This window comes from Pseudomonas sp. PICF141, from assembly GCF_002286815.1.
GTDB lineage: Bacteria > Pseudomonadota > Gammaproteobacteria > Pseudomonadales > Pseudomonadaceae > Aquipseudomonas.
Map to the genome: position 1 here is coordinate 32,038 of NZ_MUNM01000034.1, position 17,822 is coordinate 49,859.

The window sequence follows — 17,822 nt, forward strand, 5'->3', positions numbered from 1 at the left end:
GTCGCAAGTATAACGGGCCAAACAGGCTTTAACTTTAATGAAGCGGATTCGCTTCGCGCACACGTTTGCTGCCTGAAGATGAATTGCGTTTAACTAATCGATGCCGCTGTAAGACCCGGGCAATCGAAGAGAATTCAGCGCGTTGAAACAAATGCTCAGGCCAATGGCCCGTTGAGCAACGGGACAAAGCGCACTGCCCCCAGAACACGCCTGGAAAAGCCCTGCTCCTCCCGGATGATCAACATCAATTGTTGAACTTCACCAGAGCCGACCGGAATGACCAGTCGCCCACCCGGTGCCAACTGATCGAGCAATGCCTGAGGCACATCGGTGGCCACGGCGGTCACGATGATGCCGTTGTAAGGTGCCAATGCCGGCCAGCCTTCCCAACCATCGCCCCAGCGAAATACCACGTTGCGCAGGTTCAGTTCCAGCAGACGCTCCTTGGCCCGGTCTTGCAGAACCTTGATGCGCTCCACGGAAAAAACCCGTTCGACCAATTGCGACAGGACCGCCGTCTGGTAACCCGAACCGGTGCCGATTTCCAGGACCTTGTCCAACGGACCGGCTTCCAGCAGCAACTCGCTCATGCGCGCCACCATATAAGGCTGCGAGATGGTCTGGTTATGACCGATCGGTAGCGCCGTATCCTCATAGGCTCGATGAGACAACGCCTCATCGACGAACAGGTGACGCGGCGTGCGGCGGATGACTTCCAGCACCTTGGCGTTGGAGATACCTTCTTCATAGAGGCGCTGAATCAAACGTTCGCGGGTCCGTTGCGAGGTCATTCCGATACCGCGATGCAGAATGTGGTCTTGGTCACGAGCCATTAACGCAGCCCCTCCAGCCAGCCATCCAGACTTCTGAAGGCATCATTAAAGGTGCGATCCAGTTGCAGTGGCGTGATCGAAACATAGCCTTGCATCACCGCATGGAAATCGGTACCCGGGCCACCATCTTCCGCATCCCCGGCCGCGGCGATCCAGTAACCGGATTTGCCCCGCGGGTCGACCACTTTCATCGGTGCCGCAGCGCGGGCGCGATGGCCAAGGCGGGTCAACTGGATACCGCGGATGTGCTCCAGCGGCAAATTGGGAATGTTCACGTTCAGTACCGTGCGCGGTGGCAGATCAAGGTCCGCGTGAGCCTCTACCAGCTTGCGCGCAAAATAAGCGGCTGTGGGAAGGTTCTCTACTTGTCGTGAGACGAATGAAAAGGCAAACGAAGGACGCCCAAGGAAGCGCCCTTCGAGGGCCGCCGCCACAGTGCCGGAATACAGCACGTCATCCCCCAGGTTGGCCCCCAGGTTGATGCCGGACACTACCATGTCCGGCTCAAGCTCCAGTAAGCCGTTAAGGCCCAGGTGCACGCAGTCGGTGGGTGTGCCGTTAAGGCTGATAAAGCCGTTGGCCAGGGTTTGCGGGTGCAACGGACGGTCGAGCGTCAGTGAGCTGCTGGCGCCGCTTTTGTCCTGGTCCGGGGCGATAACCACACATTCGGTGTAATCCGCCAGCGCAGCATAAAGCGCGGCGAGACCGGGTGCGGCTACCCCATCGTCGTTAGAAATCAGAATACGCATGGGCTGTCCGTCTGCCCCACCGGCACCAGATCGACGAGTTCACGCACCAATACGGTGGCGAAGCATCCGGCCGGCAGGACGAATTCCAGTTGCAGAATGTCAGGCTCGGGATAATGCCACGTCAACCCACCAATGGGCAGCCGCAGGATGCGACGTTCGTGGCTCATTCCGGCGTTAATCAACCAATCGCGCAAATCCGCTTCGCGCGCGGCGATTGCCTGTTCCAATTCATGGACAGCGCCTGACGTCGGCGAGTCACCTTCGCCCCACTGCGGGCCGGTCGGGTGCAGGTCGAGAATCGCCAAGCGCGGGTCGTTGCATTCGGCTTCACCGGCCGGAAAAAAACTGCGGCTGTCAGTGAACGCCAGCAGATCGCCCACCTGCGCATGCTGCCAGGTGTCATCGGCGACGCGCGCCGCCAACACTTGATTGAACAGAAAACTGCGCGCAGCGGAAAGCAGCCGCGAACGCACATTGCGTTGCTCCGGCAGGGCTTTGCGCGCCGCCCAGGCACGAGCGTCGACGACGTTGCCGCCATCAAAGCCGAAACGCTGGGCGCCGAAATAATTGGGAATACCTTGCTTGGCGATCAGTTGCAGACGCGCGTCGATCGCCGCCTTGTCACCGGTGAACTGGGTCAAGCGCAAGGTAAAGCCGTTGGCCGAGTGGGCACCGCGTTGCAGTTTGCGTTTATGCCGACCGGTCTTGAGGATTTTCAACGTGTCGTTTTCCGCCGGCGACAGATCAGGGTCGGCCTTGCCCGGCAGTTGCACGCTGAACCACTGGCGCGTCAGGGCCTGGCGGTCCTTGAGGCCGGCATAACTGACGGTGCGCAATGGCACACCCGCCGCCTTGGCGATGCGCCGTGCCGCTTCCTCAGTATTCAGTCCGCGCTTTTCCACCCAGATCCACAGGTGTTCGCCATCGCCGCTCAAAGGAATATCAAGGACTTCATCGACCTGGAAATCTTCCGCCGTGGCTTTCAGTACCGCGCTGCCCAGGGCTTCACCATAGGCCCGCGGGCCCAGCAATTGCGCTTCGTTCATGCGCGCAACAACAGGGCAATGGAGTGCACCGCAATGCCCTCTTCGCGACCGACAAAGCCAAGCTTTTCGGTGGTGGTAGCTTTCACGTTCACTTGATCCAACTCAACTTGAAGATCCGCGGCAATCAGCGCGCGCATCGATTCGATATGGGGGGCCATTTTCGGCGCCTGGGCGACGATGGTGTTATCCACGTTGCCGACTTTCCAGCCTTTGGCATGGACCAGTGCGACGACGTGACGCAACAGTACGCGACTGTCGGCACCCTTGAATTGCGGGTCGGTGTCCGGGAAGTGCTTGCCGATATCACCCAGCGCAGCAGCGCCGAGCAACGCGTCGCTCAAGGCGTGCAGCAGGACGTCGCCGTCGGAATGGGCGAGCAGCCCGAAGCTGTGTGCAATCCGCACGCCGCCCAGAGTGATGAAATCGCCTTCAGCGAAACGGTGCACATCATAGCCGTGGCCAATACGCATAAAAAAACGCCCCGATTTTTGTCAGGGCGTGATTCTACCTGCATTAGGCGAGGGGGTGCTCCCAATTAGTTTCCCCGGCGCGGTAGGGAAACTAACTGAGCGTCCCACCTAGAGCGCGCGCATGATGTTGCAGGTGGTCGTCAATGAAGCTGGCGATGAAGAAATAACTATGGTCGTAGCCCGGTTGCAGACGCAACGTCAGCGGGTGACCCGCCAGTTTGGCGGCCTGCTGCAAAGCGTCAGGCTTGAGCTGGGTAGCCAGGAAATCATCGCGATCACCTTGATCGACCAGCAGTGGCAATTGCTCGTCCGCCTCGGCGATCAACACACAAGCATCCCACTCGCGCCACTTCGAACGGTCTTCGCCCAGGTAACGGGAAAAGGCTTTCTGCCCCCAAGGGCAATCAATCGGATTGTTGATCGGCGAGAACGCCGACACCGACAGATAACGCCCTGGATTACGCAACGCGCAGACCAACGCACCGTGGCCACCCATGGAGTGACCGCTGATGCCACGCTTGTCCGATGCCGGAAAATGCGCTTCGACCAATGACGGCAATTCCTGCACGACATAGTCATGCATCCGATAGTGGCGGGACCAAGGTTCCTGCGTAGCATTCAGATAAAACCCGGCTCCGAGACCGAAGTCCCAGGCCCCCTCCGGATCACCCGGCACATCGGGGCCGCGCGGGCTGGTATCCGGCGCGACGATGATCAGACCCAGTTCGGCGGCCATGCGCATGGCGCCGGCCTTTTGCATGAAGTTTTCGTCGGTGCAGGTCAGGCCAGACAACCAGTACAACACCGGCAGTTTGCCGCCCTGCTCCGCTTGCGGCGGCAGGTACACGGCAAACACCATGTCGCAGCCGAGCACGTCGGAGCGGTGCCGATAGCGCTTGTGCCAGCCGCCGAAGCTTTTCTGACAGGAGATATTTTCCAGGCTCATGGGCTTTTCAGCTGCAAGCTTCAAGCTTCGAGCTGCAAGTGGGCGTCGAGCTCACTTGCAGCTTGCGGCTTGAAGCTTTCTGCTGCTCCTTTAGAAATGGATGACAGTACGGATGCTTTTGCCTTCATGCATCAGGTCAAACGCCTTGTTGATATCTTCCAGTCCCATCGTGTGGGTGATGAAGGTATCCAGCGGGATTTCGCCGGTCTGGGCCATTTCGACATAGCTTGGCAATTCGGTGCGCCCACGCACGCCACCGAACGCCGAACCGCGCCACACGCGACCGGTTACCAGCTGGAACGGCCGGGTGGAGATCTCCTGACCGGCGCCTGCAACACCGATGATCACCGACTCACCCCATCCCTTGTGGCAGCACTCGAGCGCAGCACGCATCAACTGGACGTTGCCAATGCACTCGAAGGAAAAGTCGACGCCGCCATCGGTCATGTCAACGATCACTTCCTGAATCGGACGATCGAAGTCTTTCGGGTTTACACAATCGGTCGCGCCCAATTGCCTGGCGATCTCGAACTTGGCCGGGTTGATGTCAATGGCGATGATCCGCCCTGCCTTGGCTTTGACCGCGCCAATCACAGCCGACAGACCGATGCCGCCCAGACCGAAAATGGCAACAGTGTCACCCGGTTTGACCTTGGCGGTGTTGATGACCGCGCCGATGCCCGTGGTGACGCCACAACCCAGCAGGCAGACTTTTTCCAAGGGTGCTTCTTTAGGAATTTTGGCGACGGAGATTTCCGGTAGCACGGTGTACTCGGAGAAAGTCGAGGTGCCCATGTAGTGGAAAATCGTTTCGCCCTTGTAGGAAAAACGCGAAGTGCCATCCGGCATCAGGCCTTTACCCTGGGTCGCACGAATGGCCTGGCAGAGGTTGGTTTTGCCCGACAGACAGAATTTGCACTTGCCGCATTCCGGGGTGTACAGCGGGATCACATGGTCGCCGACCGCGACCGAAGTCACGCCCTCGCCAATCGCTTCGACCACCGCGCCACCTTCATGACCCAGGATCGACGGGAAGATGCCTTCCGGGTCAGCGCCCGAGAGGGTGTAGGCATCGGTATGGCAGACACCGGAGGCGACGACGCGCAGCAGAACTTCCCCAGCCTTGGGCATGGCGACATCGACTTCAACGATCTCGAGGGGTTTCTTGGCCTCGAAGGCAACGGCGGCGCGCGACTTGATCATGCTGACTCTCCAGTGAATAAAAACGAGACAAGGAGTGTAATACAGCGACATACGATGAATAATCAGGACAAAAGCAAAACATTATTGCCGTACAGGGATAATCCTGATGTCCGAAAACCGCTGGGAAGGCATCGATGAGTTCGTTGCTGTCGCCGAGTGCAGCCAATTCACTGCCGCGGCCGAACGCCTTGGGGTGTCTTCCTCACATATCAGTCGCCAAATCGTACGCCTGGAAGAGCGCCTGCAGACCCGCTTGCTTTATCGCAGCACCCGTCGGGTCACACTGACCGAAGCCGGGCAAACCTTTTTGCAACATTGCCAGCGTTTGCAGGACGGTCGCGAAGAAGCCTTGCGGGCTGTCGGCGACCTGACCAGCGAACCCAAGGGCATGCTGCGCATGACCTGTGCCGTGGCCTACGGCGAACGCTTCATCGTGCCACTGGTGACTCGCTTCATGGGGCTGTATCCACAACTGCGCGTCGACATCGAGCTGAGCAACCGTCCGCTCGATCTGGTGCATGAAGGGCTGGACCTGGCCATCCGCCTCGGCCGCCTGCAAGACTCAAGACTGGTCGCCACACGTCTGGCACCACGGCGCATGTACCTGTGCGCCTCACCGTCCTACCTGGAAAGGTACGGTCGCCCACACAGTTTGTCGGAACTGAGTCGCCATAACTGCCTCATCGGCAGCTCGGACATCTGGCAACTGGAACAGAACGGGCGGGAATTTTCCCAGCGAGTGCAGGGAAACTGGCGCTGTAACAGTGGGCAGGCAGTGCTGGATGCCGCATTACAAGGAGTCGGGTTATGTCAGCTGCCGGATTATTACGTCCTGGAATACCTGAAAAACGGTGGACTGATCTCGTTGCTGGAAGCCCATCAGCCGCCGAACACAGCCGTGTGGGCGCTTTATCCACAGCAACGGCATCTGTCGCCCAAAGTGCGCAAGTTGGTGGATTATTTGAAGGAAGGGTTGGCCGAACGGCCGGAGTATCGATCTTTTAGCGGCGGTTAGCCCAACGCTGGCGCAACCACTCAAGGTCTTCGGGACGAGTGACTTTGATGTTATCGGATCGCCCTTCAATCAAGCGCGGCGCCTGGCCTGACCACTCCATGGCCGAAGCTTCATCGGTGATAACAACGTCCGCCACCAGACTGTCCGCCAATGCCCGATGCAATGCACCCAGACGAAACATCTGCGGCGTATAGGCCTGCCAGATCACGCTACGATCGACCGTTTCCAGTACGCGTCCATGCTTGTCGACCCGTTTGAGGGTATCGCGAGCAGGCACCGCCAATAGACCGCCTACCGGATCGTCAGCCAGCTCACTGAGCAATTTATCGAGATCATCACGCGCCAGATTCGGTCGCGCGGCATCGTGAACCAACACCCAATCCTCATCGTCAGCGCCTTGGGCGTGCAGATGCAGCAAGGCATTGAGCACCGATCCGGAACGCTCGGCGCCGCCCTCAACCCGTTGAATACGCGGATCGGCAGCACACGCCAGGTTCGGCCAGTAAGGATCGTCGGTTGCAAGACTGACCACCAACCCTTTCAGGGCAGGATGATCGAGAAAACAGCCGAGGCTGTGTTCGAGAATAGTGCGCCCGCCCAGTTGCAAATATTGCTTGGGACGGTCCGCGACCATACGGGCACCAACGCCCGCGGCGGGAATCACGGCCCAGAAGGCCGGTAGCGAATTAATCATTGGGCCAACTGGTAAAGGGTTTCACCGTCCTTGACCATGCCCAACTCATGACGAGCCCGTTCTTCAACGGTCTCCATGCCCTTTTTCAGTTCGCTGACTTCGGCATCCATCACCCGATTGCGCTCCAGCAATGCCTCGTTCTCGGCGTGTTGATCCGCAATCTGCTGCTTCAGCTCAGCCACTTGCGCCAGGCTGCCATTACCCACCCACAGGCGGTACTGCAGGCCGGCCAGCAGCAAGAGCAAGACGAGAAACAACCAATTGGGACTGCGCATCGAATATCAGGTATCCAGTGAAAAAAGACAGCCATGCCATAACTTTGAAGCTTCTGATAGCACGAAGCCTGGAAAAACCAGGCTTGTGCTCTTAAGGCATCAGATTAGTGGCAAATCCGTCGCTGCTGCGATTTTTCCGACACAATCCGGTGTCTTTTTACTATCTCATGCCCCGCCTCGCTGATACGCAGCCTTTTGACACCGTCAAAAAGAATGAGTATTGGCGAGTCCGGGCACTTTACTCAGCCGCGGAATTCGCTACGACCGTTGTACTTGGCTTTGCCATTCAACTGCTCTTCGATACGCAGCAGTTGGTTGTACTTGGAGACGCGGTCGGAACGGCACAGCGAACCGGTTTTGATCTGGCCAGCCGCAGTGCCCACCGCCAGGTCGGCAATGGTCGAATCTTCGGTTTCGCCGGAGCGGTGCGAGATGACGGCGGTGTAACCAGCGGCCTTGGCCATCTGGATCGCTTCCAGGGTTTCGGTCAGGGTGCCGATCTGGTTGAACTTGATCAGGATCGAGTTGGCGATCTTTTTATCGATGCCTTCTTTCAGGATCCTGGTGTTGGTCACGAACAGGTCGTCACCTACCAGCTGAGTCTTCTCGCCGATCTTGTCGGTGAGGATTTTCCAGCCAGCCCAGTCGGATTCGTCCAGACCGTCTTCGATGGAGATGATCGGATAACGCTCGGTCAGGCCTTTCAGGTAATCGGCGAAACCTTCAGCGGTGAACACCTGGCCTTCGCCGGACAGGTTGTACTTGCCATCTTCGTAGAATTCGCTGGCTGCGCAGTCCAGGGCCAGGGTCACGTCGGTGCCCAGCTTGTAACCGGCGTTGGCTACTGCTTCGGAGATCACTTTCAAAGCGTCTTCGTTGGAAGCCAGGTTCGGTGCGAAACCACCTTCGTCACCGACGGCAGTGCTCAGGCCGCGAGCCTTCAGAACGGCTTTGAGGTGATGGAAAATCTCGGTGCCCATGCGCAGACCTTCCGAGAAAGACTTGGCGCCAACTGGCTGAACCATGAATTCCTGGATGTCGACGTTGTTATCGGCGTGCTCGCCACCGTTGATGATGTTCATCATCGGAACCGGCATCGAGTAAACACCCGGGGTGCCGTTCAGGTTGGCGATGTGAGCGTACAGCGGCAGGTCCTGGTCCTGTGCTGCTGCCTTGGCCGCAGCCAGGGAAACGGCGAGGATCGCATTGGCGCCCAGGGTCGCTTTGTTTTCGGTGCCGTCCAGCTTGATCATCGCGTGATCCAGCGCTTTCTGGTCGCTTGGGTCGGTACCCAGCAACAGGTCACGGATCGGACCGTTGATGTTGGCGACGGCTTTCAGAACGCCTTTGCCCAGGTAACGGCTCTTGTCGCCATCACGCAGCTCGAGTGCTTCACGCGAGCCAGTGGAAGCACCGGATGGCGCGCAAGCGCTGCCGATGATGCCGTTATCGAGAAGCACATCGGCTTCCACAGTGGGATTGCCACGGGAGTCGAGAACTTCACGACCTTTGATGTCGACGATTTTTGCCATTGTTGTGAACACTCCAAAGTTGACGAAAACGACGCAGCTGAAGGAAATCTTTGATCGTCGGCAAGTGACAGACAGGGGGCAGGCTTGCAGACGACAAGGCTCAAGCCCGAGGGCCTGAGCGTTAAACCGTGCAGTACTTTACCGGAGAATCGGGGTTTACGCGGTTTCTACTGTCGGAAAACTTTTAACCAATTCGTCCAGTGCCTTGAGCTGGGTCAGGAAGGGCTCCAGTTTGTCCAGACGCAAGGCGCAAGGGCCGTCACATTTGGCATTGTCCGGGTCCGGGTGCGCTTCCAGGAACAGACCGGCCAGCGACTGGCTCATGCCGGCCTTGGCCAGATCGGTGACCTGGGCGCGACGACCGCCGGCTGAATCGGAGCGACCACCTGGCATTTGCAGCGCGTGGGTCACGTCGAAGAATACCGGGTATTCGAACTGCTTCATGATGCCGAAGCCAAGCATGTCGACGACCAGGTTGTTGTAGCCGAAACTCGAACCGCGTTCGCAAAGGATCAACTGATCGTTACCGGCTTCTACGCATTTGTTCAGGATGTGTTTCATTTCCTGAGGCGCAAGGAACTGGGCTTTCTTGATGTTGATCACCGCGCCGGTCTTGGCCATCGCGACCACGAGGTCGGTCTGGCGCGACAGGAAGGCCGGCAACTGGATGATGTCACAGACTTCAGCGACAACCGCGGCCTGATCAGGCTCGTGGACGTCGGTGATGACCGGCACGCCGAAGGCTTGCTTGATGTCCTGGAAAATCCGCATGCCCTCTTCCAGGCCGGGGCCACGGTAAGAGGTCACAGAAGAACGGTTCGCTTTGTCGAAACTGGCCTTGAACACATAAGGGATACCGAGCTTTTCGGTGACCTTTACGTACTCTTCGCAGACCTGCATCGCCATGTCGCGGCTTTCCAGCACGTTCATGCCACCGAACAGCACCATTGGCTTGTCGTTGGCAATTTCGATGTTGCCTACGCGGATGATCTTCTGTGCCATCGGGTTTACGCCTTCTTCTGGTGTTGGGCCAAAGCGGCTTTGACGAAGCCGCTGAACAACGGGTGACCGTCGCGTGGCGTCGAGGTGAACTCAGGGTGGAACTGGCAAGCGACGAACCATGGATGATCCGGCGCTTCGACCACTTCAACCAATGCGCCATCACCGGAACGACCGGAAATTTTCAGACCGGCCTCGATGATTTGCGGCAGCAGGTTGTTGTTCACTTCGTAGCGATGACGGTGACGCTCGACGATCACGTCCTTGGCATAGCAATCGTGCACCAGGGAACCTGGTTCAAGCAGGCAATCCTGAGCGCCGAGGCGCATGGTGCCGCCCAGGTCGGAGCTTTCGGTACGGGTTTCGACTGCGCCGGTGGCATCTTCCCACTCGGTGATAAGGCCCACGACCGGGTGACCGCTGGTGCGATCGAATTCGGTGGAGTTGGCGTCTTTCCAGCCCATGACGTTACGAGCGAACTCGATAACGGCCACTTGCATGCCCAGGCAGATACCCAGGTACGGGACCTTGTTTTCACGAGCGAATTGAACGGCAGTGATCTTGCCTTCAACGCCACGCAGGCCAAAGCCGCCCGGTACCAGAATCGCGTCGACGCCTTCCAGCAGCGCGGTGCCCTGGTTTTCGATGTCTTCGGAATCGATGTAACGCAGGTTGACCTTGGTGCGGTTGCTGATGCCCGCGTGACTCATCGCTTCGATCAGCGACTTGTAGGCGTCCAGCAGTTCCATGTATTTGCCGACCATGGCGATGGTGACTTCGTGCTCCGGGTTGAGCTTGGCATCAACTACCGCTTCCCACTCGGACAGATCGGCGCTGTCGCATTGCAGGCCGAAACGCTCGACGACGAAATCATCCAGGCCCTGGGAATGCAGAATGCCCGGGATCTTGTAGATGGTGTCGGCGTCTTCCAGCGCGATCACCGCACGTTCTTCAACGTTGGTGAACTGCGCGATCTTGCGACGCGAAGAAATGTCGATCGGGTGATCGGAACGGCACACCAGCACGTCTGGCTGCAGGCCAATGGAACGCAGTTCCTTGACCGAGTGCTGGGTTGGCTTGGTTTTGGTTTCGCCGGCAGTGGCGATGTACGGCACCAGCGTCAGGTGCATCAGCATCGCGCGCTTGGCGCCGACTTCGAAACGCAATTGACGGATCGCTTCGAGGAACGGTTGCGATTCGATGTCACCCACGGTGCCACCGATCTCGACCATGGCCACGTCGGCATCGCCGGCGCCCTTGATGATCCGGCGCTTGATCTCGTCGGTGATGTGCGGGATCACCTGAATGGTTGCGCCCAGGTAATCACCACGGCGCTCTTTGCGCAGGACGTGCTCGTAGACACGGCCGGTGGTGAAGTTGTTGTTCTGGGTCATGGTCGTGCGGATGAACCGCTCGTAGTGGCCCAGGTCCAGGTCGGTCTCGGCGCCGTCGTGGGTGACGAACACTTCACCGTGCTGGAACGGGCTCATGGTGCCCGGGTCAACGTTGATGTACGGGTCCAGCTTCAGCATGGTGACCTTAAGTCCCCGCGCCTCCAGGATGGCCGCCAATGAAGCCGAGGCAATGCCTTTCCCCAATGAAGAAACAACACCGCCCGTGACGAATATGTAGCGCGTCATGAAAAACCCTAGAAGTCTGCGTTAAAGCGGTCCGAGCCGCCGGGGAAAGCGAAGGAAGGCCGAAGCCCCCGATCACCTGCATTAATTACAGTGCACCTTTCAAAAAAACCGCCGCGTTGGGACAGACCGGTAGATGAAACACCGGTAGGTTGCTCGCTACACATTTTTTGGAATCGCCCAGCAAAGACTGCTTGGTAATCGGCAACTCCTGCGATTCAGGCGAATCCACAGAAGTTGTATCAAGAAGGGAGCGTAGTCTACCGGAAAGCCCCTTTCAGCTCAAACCTTGATCTTCGACTTGCGGCTGCCAATGCAAATGCCAGCCATCTTGCTCACCGCCATTTAGCCCCCGCAGGTTCGCCACCGCCAGCAATTGCTGGCCGCTGTAGACCAGCGGCAATCTGCCACGGGCGAAGCCTGGCACACCGCTTTCGTTGAGCAAACGCTTCAGGTCACGGTGGCCGCGACCGGGCAGGCTCATGACCTCGCCTCCCTCACGATAGCGAATTTGCAGTGGGCCCGCGGGGATCTGACCGGTAAATTTGAGTACGCCATTATCCGGCAACGCCAGCGATACCGAGGGCTCAGCCCATGACACCGGGGATGGCGGAATGCGCAGCCAGCCACCCGACAACCACCACAGACGCCCACCGGCGCGATGCAATTCCCCCCCCGCCAGCCGCCAGACCGGACGCGCATCGCCGGTCGCATCGCGCACATTCTCCCAACCCGACCAATGGTCACTGTCCGGCAAAGTCGTCAGCGGTTTGAGCCAATGGCTTAGCGCGTTACGCTGACGTGCATCAGACAGTTTTTCCAGCGGTGCCAGCTCCAGCGACGGCAAACCCAGCCAATCGAAATCGCTGACAGTGCTGGCGTGGGCCAGATCGATTTGCGCCAATTCGTCGAGCAGTTCTTGCGCTTCGCTCAGGTGCGCAGCGCTGCGGGCCATGGTCGCCACCGCTTGCGGCCAGCGCACGGTCAGCATGGGGAACACCTGATGACGCAGATAATTGCGCGAGAATTGGCAGTCCTGGTTCGACGGATCCTCGATCCAGCTCAATTGGTACTCAGTCGCGTAGGCCTCAAGCTCGGCGCGAGTGGCATCGAGCAGGGGTCGCAGCAGATGCCCACGCCCCAAAGGACGCTCCCTCGGCATCCCCGCCAACCCTCTCACCCCTGCCCCACGCATCAGCCGAAACAACAGGGTTTCCGCCTGATCGTCGCGGTGCTGGCCAGTGAGCAGCACCTCACCGACCTGAGTCGCCGCGATGAAGGCGCCATAACGCGCATCCCGCGCCGCGCGCTCAAGGCTCGCACCGGGTTCAACCTGAACCCGCACAACCTCCAGCGGCACCCCCAACGCATCACAGATCGACTGACAATGCTCCGGCCACGCATCAGCCGCAGCCTGCAGGCCGTGGTGAACATGAATGGCGGTCAACGCCGGCAGGGATTGGGTTTTTGCGAGATGGGCGAGAAGGTGCAGCAGGACGGTGGAGTCGAGACCACCGGAAAAGGCGATGCGCCAGGTTGTGGCGTTGCGCCAAGGCGTGAGATTGCGCAGGAGCCTGGTAGACAGATCAATCGGGGGCTGACTCATATCTATCACTTCGCACAAATAAAATGTGGGAGCTGGCTTGCCCGCGAAGGCGGCGGAACAGCCAACAAATTCGTTGAATGTTACATCGCTTTCGCGGGCGAGCCCGCTCCCACAGTTTTTTCTATTGTCAGCCGAATCTGCGTCAGATCAGAGACCGTAGCTCATCAGACGCTCGTAACGACGGGCCAACAGCGCCTCATTATCGAACTTCTTCAACATCGCCAGTTGCGAGCTCAGCTCAGCGCGGATCGAGGCAGCCGCAGCAGCCGGGTTGCGATGAGCGCCGCCCAATGGCTCGCTAATCACCTTATCGACAATACCCAGGCCCTTCAGACGCTCGGCAGTAATGCCCATGGCCTCAGCGGCATCCGGAGCCTTCTCGGAAGTTTTCCACAGAATCGAAGCGCAACCTTCCGGCGAAATCACCGCGTAGGTCGAGTATTGCAGCATGTTCAGCTGATCGCAGACGCCGATCGCCAATGCACCACCGGAACCACCTTCACCGATCACGGTGGCAATGATTGGGGTTTTCAGACGCGCCATGACGCGCAGGTTCCATGCGATCGCTTCGCTCTGGTTGCGCTCTTCGGCGTCGATGCCCGGGTAAGCACCCGGTGTGTCGATGAACGTCAGGATCGGCATTTTGAAACGCTCGGCCATTTCCATCAGACGACACGCCTTGCGGTAGCCTTCCGGACGCGGCATACCGAAGTTACGGCGAACTTTCTCGCGCACTTCGCGGCCTTTCTGGTGACCGATAATCATCACCGGCTGATCATCCAGACGGGCAACCCCTCCCACGATGGCAGCGTCGTCGGAGAAGTGACGGTCGCCGTGCAGTTCATCGAACTCAGTGAAGATGTGTTCGATATAGTCCAGGGTATATGGACGTTTCGGGTGACGCGCCAGACGTGCGATCTGCCAGCTGGTCAGCTTGCCGAAAATGTCTTCGGTCAGCGTGCTGCTTTTGTCCTGCAGGCGGGAAATCTCATCGCCGATATTCAGCGAATTGTCATTACCGACCAAGCGCAACTCTTCGATCTTGGCTTGCAGGTCGGCGATCGGCTGTTCGAAATCTAGAAAATTCGGGTTCATAGGCGTCCGTCTTGGGTCGACCTTCCAAAAGAGCTTGGGCCGGCCGGTTGTCTATTCGCGCCTTACCTTAAGGGACAGGCGCGTTCAGGTCGAGATTAAAAATTCGGGTCGGGGTCAGGCGCGTTCCAATGCAAGGAATGGCACCTGGCCGTCAACGGTATTGGAGGAAGACGTTGTCTCGCCCGAACTGGTCACGCAGGGCTTGAATCAAGGCATCCGCCGGGTCGATTCGCCAGGTCTCGCCGAACTGCAACAAGGCCTTCGCATCGGGACTGGTGTACTCCATGGTGATCGGACACGCGCCGCGGTGGCGCTTGAACAGCTCACCCAGCCAGCGTAGCTGATCACCCTTCAAATCCTTGGTGTGCAATTTCAGGCGCAGGCTTTCAGCCAGGTTGGTGCGGGCATCTTCCATGCTCATCACGCGCTTGACCCGCAGCCGCAGGCCACCAGAGAAATCGTCATTGCTGACTTCACCTTCGACCACCACCATCGCGTCGGTCTGCAACAGCGACTGCGCGGAATGGAAGGCATCGGCGAACAGCGAGGCTTCGATCCGCCCGGAGCGGTCATCAAGGGTAATGAAACCCATCTTGTCGCCCTTTTTGTTCTTCATCACACGCAGGGCGATGATCATGCCCGCGACCGTCTGGGTATCACGAGCCGGCTTCAGGTCGATGATGCGTTGACGGGCGAAGCGACGGATCTCGCCTTCGTATTCGTCGATCGGATGGCCGGTCAGGTACAGGCCCAGGGTGTCTTTCTCCCCTTTCAGGCGTTCCTTGAGGGTCAGTTCCTTGGCTTTGCGATGATTGGCGTAGACATCGGCGTCTTCTTCGACAAACAGCCCGCCAAACAAGTCGGCGTGGCCACTGTCGTGGGTGCGCGCGGTTTGTTCGGCAGCCTTGATCGCTCCTTCCATCGCGTTCAACAACACCGCGCGATTGCGGTCGATGCCGGATTGATAGGCTTTGGGTTCGTCATGGAAATACGGGCCCAGACGATCCAGCGCGCCACTGCGGATCAAACCGTCCAGGGTGCGCTTGTTGATCCGTTTGAGATCGACACGGGCGCAGAAATCGAACAGATCTTTGAACGGTCCATCCAGACGCGCCTCGGTGATCGCTTCCACCGGCCCTTCGCCCACACCCTTGATTGCGCCGAGGCCATAAATAATGCGGCCTTCGTCATTCACCGTGAACTTGAACTCCGAAGTATTCACATCCGGCGCGTCGAGACGCAGCTTCATGGTGCGAATTTCTTCGATCAAGGTCACGACCTTGTCGGTGTTGTGCATATCCGCCGACAGCACCGCGGCCATGAACGGCGCCGGGTAGTGGGTTTTCAGCCACGCGGTCTGGTATGACACCAGACCATAGGCGGCGGAGTGGGATTTGTTGAAGCCGTAACCGGCGAACTTTTCTACCAGGTCAAAGATGTTACCGGCCAGGTCGGCGTCAATATTGTTGGTGGCGCAACCTTCAATGAAACCGCCACGTTGCTTGGCCATCTCTTCGGGTTTTTTCTTACCCATGGCGCGACGCAGCATGTCTGCACCGCCAAGGGTGTAACCAGCCATGACCTGGGCAATCTGCATCACCTGTTCCTGATACAGGATGATGCCGTAAGTCGGCGCCAGGACTGGCTTGAGGCCTTCGTACTGGTAATCCGAGTGCGGGTACGCCAGTTCCGCGCGACCGTGCTTACGGTTGATAAAGTCGTCAACCATGCCTGATTGCAACGGGCCCGGACGGAACAGGGCCACCAGTGCGATCAAGTCTTCCAGGCAGTCGGGCTTGAGCTTTTTGATCAGCTCTTTCATGCCGCGCGACTCGAGCTGGAACACCGCGGTGGTCTCAGCTTTTTGCAACAGCGTATAGGTCGGTTTGTCGTCCAGCGGAATGAACGCGATATCCAGCGGCGGCTCGTTGGCCTTGGCGCGATCGCGGTTGATGGTTTTCAGCGCCCAGTCGATGACCGTCAGGGTCCGAAGCCCCAGGAAGTCGAATTTCACCAGGCCGGCCGCCTCGACGTCGTCCTTGTCGAACTGGGTTACCAGGCCATCGCCCGCTTCGTCGCAATAAATCGGCGAGAAGTCGGTCAGCTTGGTTGGCGCGATCACCACACCACCGGCGTGCTTGCCGACGTTACGCACAACGCCTTCAAGCTTACGCGCCATTTCCCAGATTTCCGCTGCCTCTTCATCGACCTTGATGAAGTCGCGCAGGATTTCTTCCTGCTCGTAGGCTTTTTCCAGGGTCATGCCGACTTCGAACGGAATCATCTTGGACAGACGATCCGCCAAGCCGTAGGACTTGCCCTGCACCCGCGCCACGTCACGGACCACCGCTTTTGCCGCCATGGAACCGAAGGTGATGATCTGGCTAACCGCGTTACGGCCGTATTTTTCGGCCACGTAATCGATCACCCGATCACGACCGTCCATGCAAAAGTCGACGTCGAAGTCGGGCATGGAAACCCGTTCCGGGTTAAGGAAACGTTCAAACAGCAGGTCATATTCCAACGGGTCGAGGTCGGTGATCTTTTGCACATAGGCCACCAGCGACCCGGCGCCCGACCCACGGCCGGGGCCCACCGGCACGCCGTTGTTCTTGGCCCACTGGATAAAGTCCATCACGATCAGGAAGTAACCGGGGAAGCCCATCTGGATGATGATATCCAGTTCGAAATTCAACCGGTCGACATAGACCTGACGCTTGGCTTCGTAGTCTTCGGTGGTGTCCTTGGGCAACAGAACGCTGAGGCGCTCTTCCAGACCGTCGAAGGACACCTTGCGGAAATACTCGTCGATGGTCATGCCATCGGGAATCGGGAAGTTGGGCAGGAAGTGCTTGCCCAGTTTCACCTCGATGTTGCAGCGTTTCGCGATCTCGACCGTGTTTTCCAACGCCTCGGGCAGGTCGCTGAACAGCTCGGCCATTTCCTCGGCGCTTTTCAGATATTGCTGATCGCTGTAATTCTTCGAACGCCGCGGATCGTCGAGGGCGCGGCCCTCACCGATGCAAACGCGGGTTTCGTGGGCTTCGAAGTCTTCCTGCTTGATGAAACGCACATCGTTGGTCGCCACCAGCGGCGCGCCGATTTTCGTTGCCAGGGCCACGGCGCCGTGCAGTTGCTCTTCATCATTGGGGCGACTGGTGCGCTGCACTTCCAGATAGAAGCGATCCGGGAACACCGCCATCCACTCGCGAGCCAGGGTTTCGGCTTCATCCGGGTTGCCGCTGAGCATGGCCAGACCGATCTCGCCCTCTTTCGCCGCCGACAGCATGATCAAGCCTTCACTGGCTTCAGCCACCCACTCGCGCTCGATGATCACCGAACCATTGCGCTGGCCGTCGATGAAGCCACGGGAGATCAGCTCGGTGAGGTTGCGGTAACCCACCGCATTCATCGCCAACAGACTGATCCGGCTCAAGGGGTTGTCCGGATCCTTGTTCGACAACCACAGGTCGGCGCCGCAGATCGGCTTGATCCCCGCCCCCATGGCCGCTTTATAGAATTTGACCAGGGAACACATGTTGTTCTGGTCCGTGACCGCCACGGCAGGCATGTTCATGCCGACCAGGGTCTTGACCAGCGGTTTGATCCGCACCAGACCGTCGACCAGGGAATATTCAGTGTGCAGGCGTAGATGAACGAATGAAGCCGGCATAGTGATCCTGTCTAGAAACTAGAAACGTAAAGACAACAAGGCCCGGATT

15 protein-coding genes are annotated in these 17,822 nt (G+C 58.7%); 1 reads left to right on the forward strand and 14 read right to left on the reverse strand.

What is annotated here, in order from left to right:
- Positions 1-155 precede the first annotated feature (155 nt).
- The 6 genes from BZL43_RS07125 to BZL43_RS07150 form a co-directional block, all read right to left on the reverse strand.
- Positions 156-791 (reverse strand): protein-L-isoaspartate(D-aspartate) O-methyltransferase, encoded by a 636-nt coding sequence (locus BZL43_RS07125; RefSeq protein ID WP_177409319.1) that lies wholly within the window; start codon positions 789-791, stop codon positions 156-158.
- A gap of 41 nt (positions 792-832) precedes the next feature.
- Positions 833-1,582 (reverse strand): 5'/3'-nucleotidase SurE, encoded by a 750-nt coding sequence (surE, locus tag BZL43_RS07130; RefSeq protein ID WP_095631652.1) that lies wholly within the window; start codon positions 1,580-1,582, stop codon positions 833-835.
- Positions 1,570-2,628 carry a tRNA pseudouridine(13) synthase TruD gene (gene truD, locus BZL43_RS07135; RefSeq protein WP_095631653.1) on the reverse strand — a complete coding sequence of 353 codons (1,059 nt, stop codon included), beginning with the start codon at positions 2,626-2,628 and terminating at the stop codon, positions 1,570-1,572. Before truD ends, surE begins: the two co-directional genes overlap by 13 nt.
- Complete coding sequence (gene ispF / locus BZL43_RS07140; RefSeq protein ID WP_095631654.1) at positions 2,625-3,098, reverse strand: 2-C-methyl-D-erythritol 2,4-cyclodiphosphate synthase; 474 nt, start codon at positions 3,096-3,098, stop codon at positions 2,625-2,627. The genes truD and ispF overlap by 4 nt, the downstream gene beginning before the upstream one ends.
- 91 nt (positions 3,099-3,189) lie before the next feature.
- Positions 3,190-4,044, reverse strand: a complete 855-nt coding sequence (gene fghA / locus BZL43_RS07145; protein ID WP_095631655.1) for an S-formylglutathione hydrolase — start codon at positions 4,042-4,044, stop codon at positions 3,190-3,192.
- A 90-nt stretch (positions 4,045-4,134) separates the two neighbouring features.
- Entirely contained in the window at positions 4,135-5,247 is a 1,113-nt protein-coding gene (locus BZL43_RS07150; RefSeq protein ID WP_095054145.1) for an S-(hydroxymethyl)glutathione dehydrogenase/class III alcohol dehydrogenase, read from the reverse strand.
- A gap of 106 nt (positions 5,248-5,353) precedes the next feature.
- On the opposite strand from BZL43_RS07150, the gene BZL43_RS07155 reads away from it, so the two are divergent.
- The gene (locus tag BZL43_RS07155; RefSeq protein WP_095631656.1) at positions 5,354-6,262 is read left to right on the forward strand and encodes a LysR substrate-binding domain-containing protein; all 909 of its coding nucleotides are present in this window, start codon (positions 5,354-5,356) and stop codon (positions 6,260-6,262) included.
- On the opposite strand, the gene ispD is transcribed toward BZL43_RS07155, so the two are convergent.
- The 8 genes from ispD to dnaE all read right to left on the reverse strand — a co-directional run bounded on the left by ispD (position 6,249) and on the right by dnaE (position 17,773).
- Positions 6,249-6,956 carry a 2-C-methyl-D-erythritol 4-phosphate cytidylyltransferase gene (ispD, locus tag BZL43_RS07160; RefSeq protein ID WP_095631657.1) on the reverse strand — a complete coding sequence of 236 codons (708 nt, stop codon included), beginning with the start codon at positions 6,954-6,956 and terminating at the stop codon, positions 6,249-6,251. The genes BZL43_RS07155 and ispD overlap by 14 nt on opposite strands.
- Positions 6,953-7,231, reverse strand: a complete 279-nt coding sequence (gene ftsB / locus BZL43_RS07165) for a cell division protein FtsB (protein ID WP_007907178.1) — start codon at positions 7,229-7,231, stop codon at positions 6,953-6,955. Before ftsB ends, ispD begins: the two co-directional genes overlap by 4 nt.
- A 242-nt stretch (positions 7,232-7,473) precedes the next feature.
- Entirely contained in the window at positions 7,474-8,763 is a 1,290-nt protein-coding gene (gene eno, locus BZL43_RS07170) for a phosphopyruvate hydratase (protein WP_095631658.1), read from the reverse strand.
- Positions 8,764-8,919: 156 nt separating this feature from the next.
- Positions 8,920-9,765, reverse strand: coding sequence for a 3-deoxy-8-phosphooctulonate synthase (gene kdsA, locus BZL43_RS07175; protein ID WP_095631659.1), 846 nt, complete (start codon positions 9,763-9,765; stop codon positions 8,920-8,922).
- A 5-nt stretch (positions 9,766-9,770) separates the two neighbouring features.
- Positions 9,771-11,402, reverse strand: coding sequence for a CTP synthase (locus tag BZL43_RS07180; RefSeq protein WP_095631660.1), 1,632 nt, complete (start codon positions 11,400-11,402; stop codon positions 9,771-9,773).
- A gap of 274 nt (positions 11,403-11,676) precedes the next feature.
- Complete coding sequence (gene tilS / locus BZL43_RS07185) at positions 11,677-13,005, reverse strand: tRNA lysidine(34) synthetase TilS (RefSeq protein WP_095631661.1); 1,329 nt, start codon at positions 13,003-13,005, stop codon at positions 11,677-11,679.
- A 147-nt stretch (positions 13,006-13,152) separates the two neighbouring features.
- Positions 13,153-14,100, reverse strand: coding sequence for an acetyl-CoA carboxylase carboxyltransferase subunit alpha (locus BZL43_RS07190; RefSeq protein ID WP_095631662.1), 948 nt, complete (start codon positions 14,098-14,100; stop codon positions 13,153-13,155).
- A gap of 151 nt (positions 14,101-14,251) precedes the next feature.
- Positions 14,252-17,773 (reverse strand): DNA polymerase III subunit alpha, encoded by a 3,522-nt coding sequence (dnaE, locus tag BZL43_RS07195; protein WP_095631663.1) that lies wholly within the window; start codon positions 17,771-17,773, stop codon positions 14,252-14,254.
- Between the last annotated feature and the right edge of the window lie 49 nt (positions 17,774-17,822).

Coding starts and splice junctions, on each gene's coding strand:
- BZL43_RS07125 (WP_177409319.1), bottom strand. CDS start 791: ATGACCTCGCAACGGACCCGCGAACGTTTGATTCAGCGCCTCTATGAA.
- surE (WP_095631652.1), bottom strand. CDS start 1,582: ATGCGTATTCTGATTTCTAACGACGATGGGGTAGCCGCACCCGGTCTC.
- truD (WP_095631653.1), bottom strand. CDS start 2,628: ATGAACGAAGCGCAATTGCTGGGCCCGCGGGCCTATGGTGAAGCCCTG.
- ispF (WP_095631654.1), bottom strand. CDS start 3,098: ATGCGTATTGGCCACGGCTATGATGTGCACCGTTTCGCTGAAGGCGAT.
- fghA (WP_095631655.1), bottom strand. CDS start 4,044: ATGAGCCTGGAAAATATCTCCTGTCAGAAAAGCTTCGGCGGCTGGCAC.
- BZL43_RS07150 (WP_095054145.1), bottom strand. CDS start 5,247: ATGATCAAGTCGCGCGCCGCCGTTGCCTTCGAGGCCAAGAAACCCCTC.
- BZL43_RS07155 (WP_095631656.1), top strand. CDS start 5,354: ATGTCCGAAAACCGCTGGGAAGGCATCGATGAGTTCGTTGCTGTCGCC.
- ispD (WP_095631657.1), bottom strand. CDS start 6,956: ATGATTAATTCGCTACCGGCCTTCTGGGCCGTGATTCCCGCCGCGGGC.
- ftsB (WP_007907178.1), bottom strand. CDS start 7,231: ATGCGCAGTCCCAATTGGTTGTTTCTCGTCTTGCTCTTGCTGCTGGCC.
- eno (WP_095631658.1), bottom strand. CDS start 8,763: ATGGCAAAAATCGTCGACATCAAAGGTCGTGAAGTTCTCGACTCCCGT.
- kdsA (WP_095631659.1), bottom strand. CDS start 9,765: ATGGCACAGAAGATCATCCGCGTAGGCAACATCGAAATTGCCAACGAC.
- BZL43_RS07180 (WP_095631660.1), bottom strand. CDS start 11,402: ATGACGCGCTACATATTCGTCACGGGCGGTGTTGTTTCTTCATTGGGG.
- tilS (WP_095631661.1), bottom strand. CDS start 13,005: ATGAGTCAGCCCCCGATTGATCTGTCTACCAGGCTCCTGCGCAATCTC.
- BZL43_RS07190 (WP_095631662.1), bottom strand. CDS start 14,100: ATGAACCCGAATTTTCTAGATTTCGAACAGCCGATCGCCGACCTGCAA.
- dnaE (WP_095631663.1), bottom strand. CDS start 17,773: ATGCCGGCTTCATTCGTTCATCTACGCCTGCACACTGAATATTCCCTG.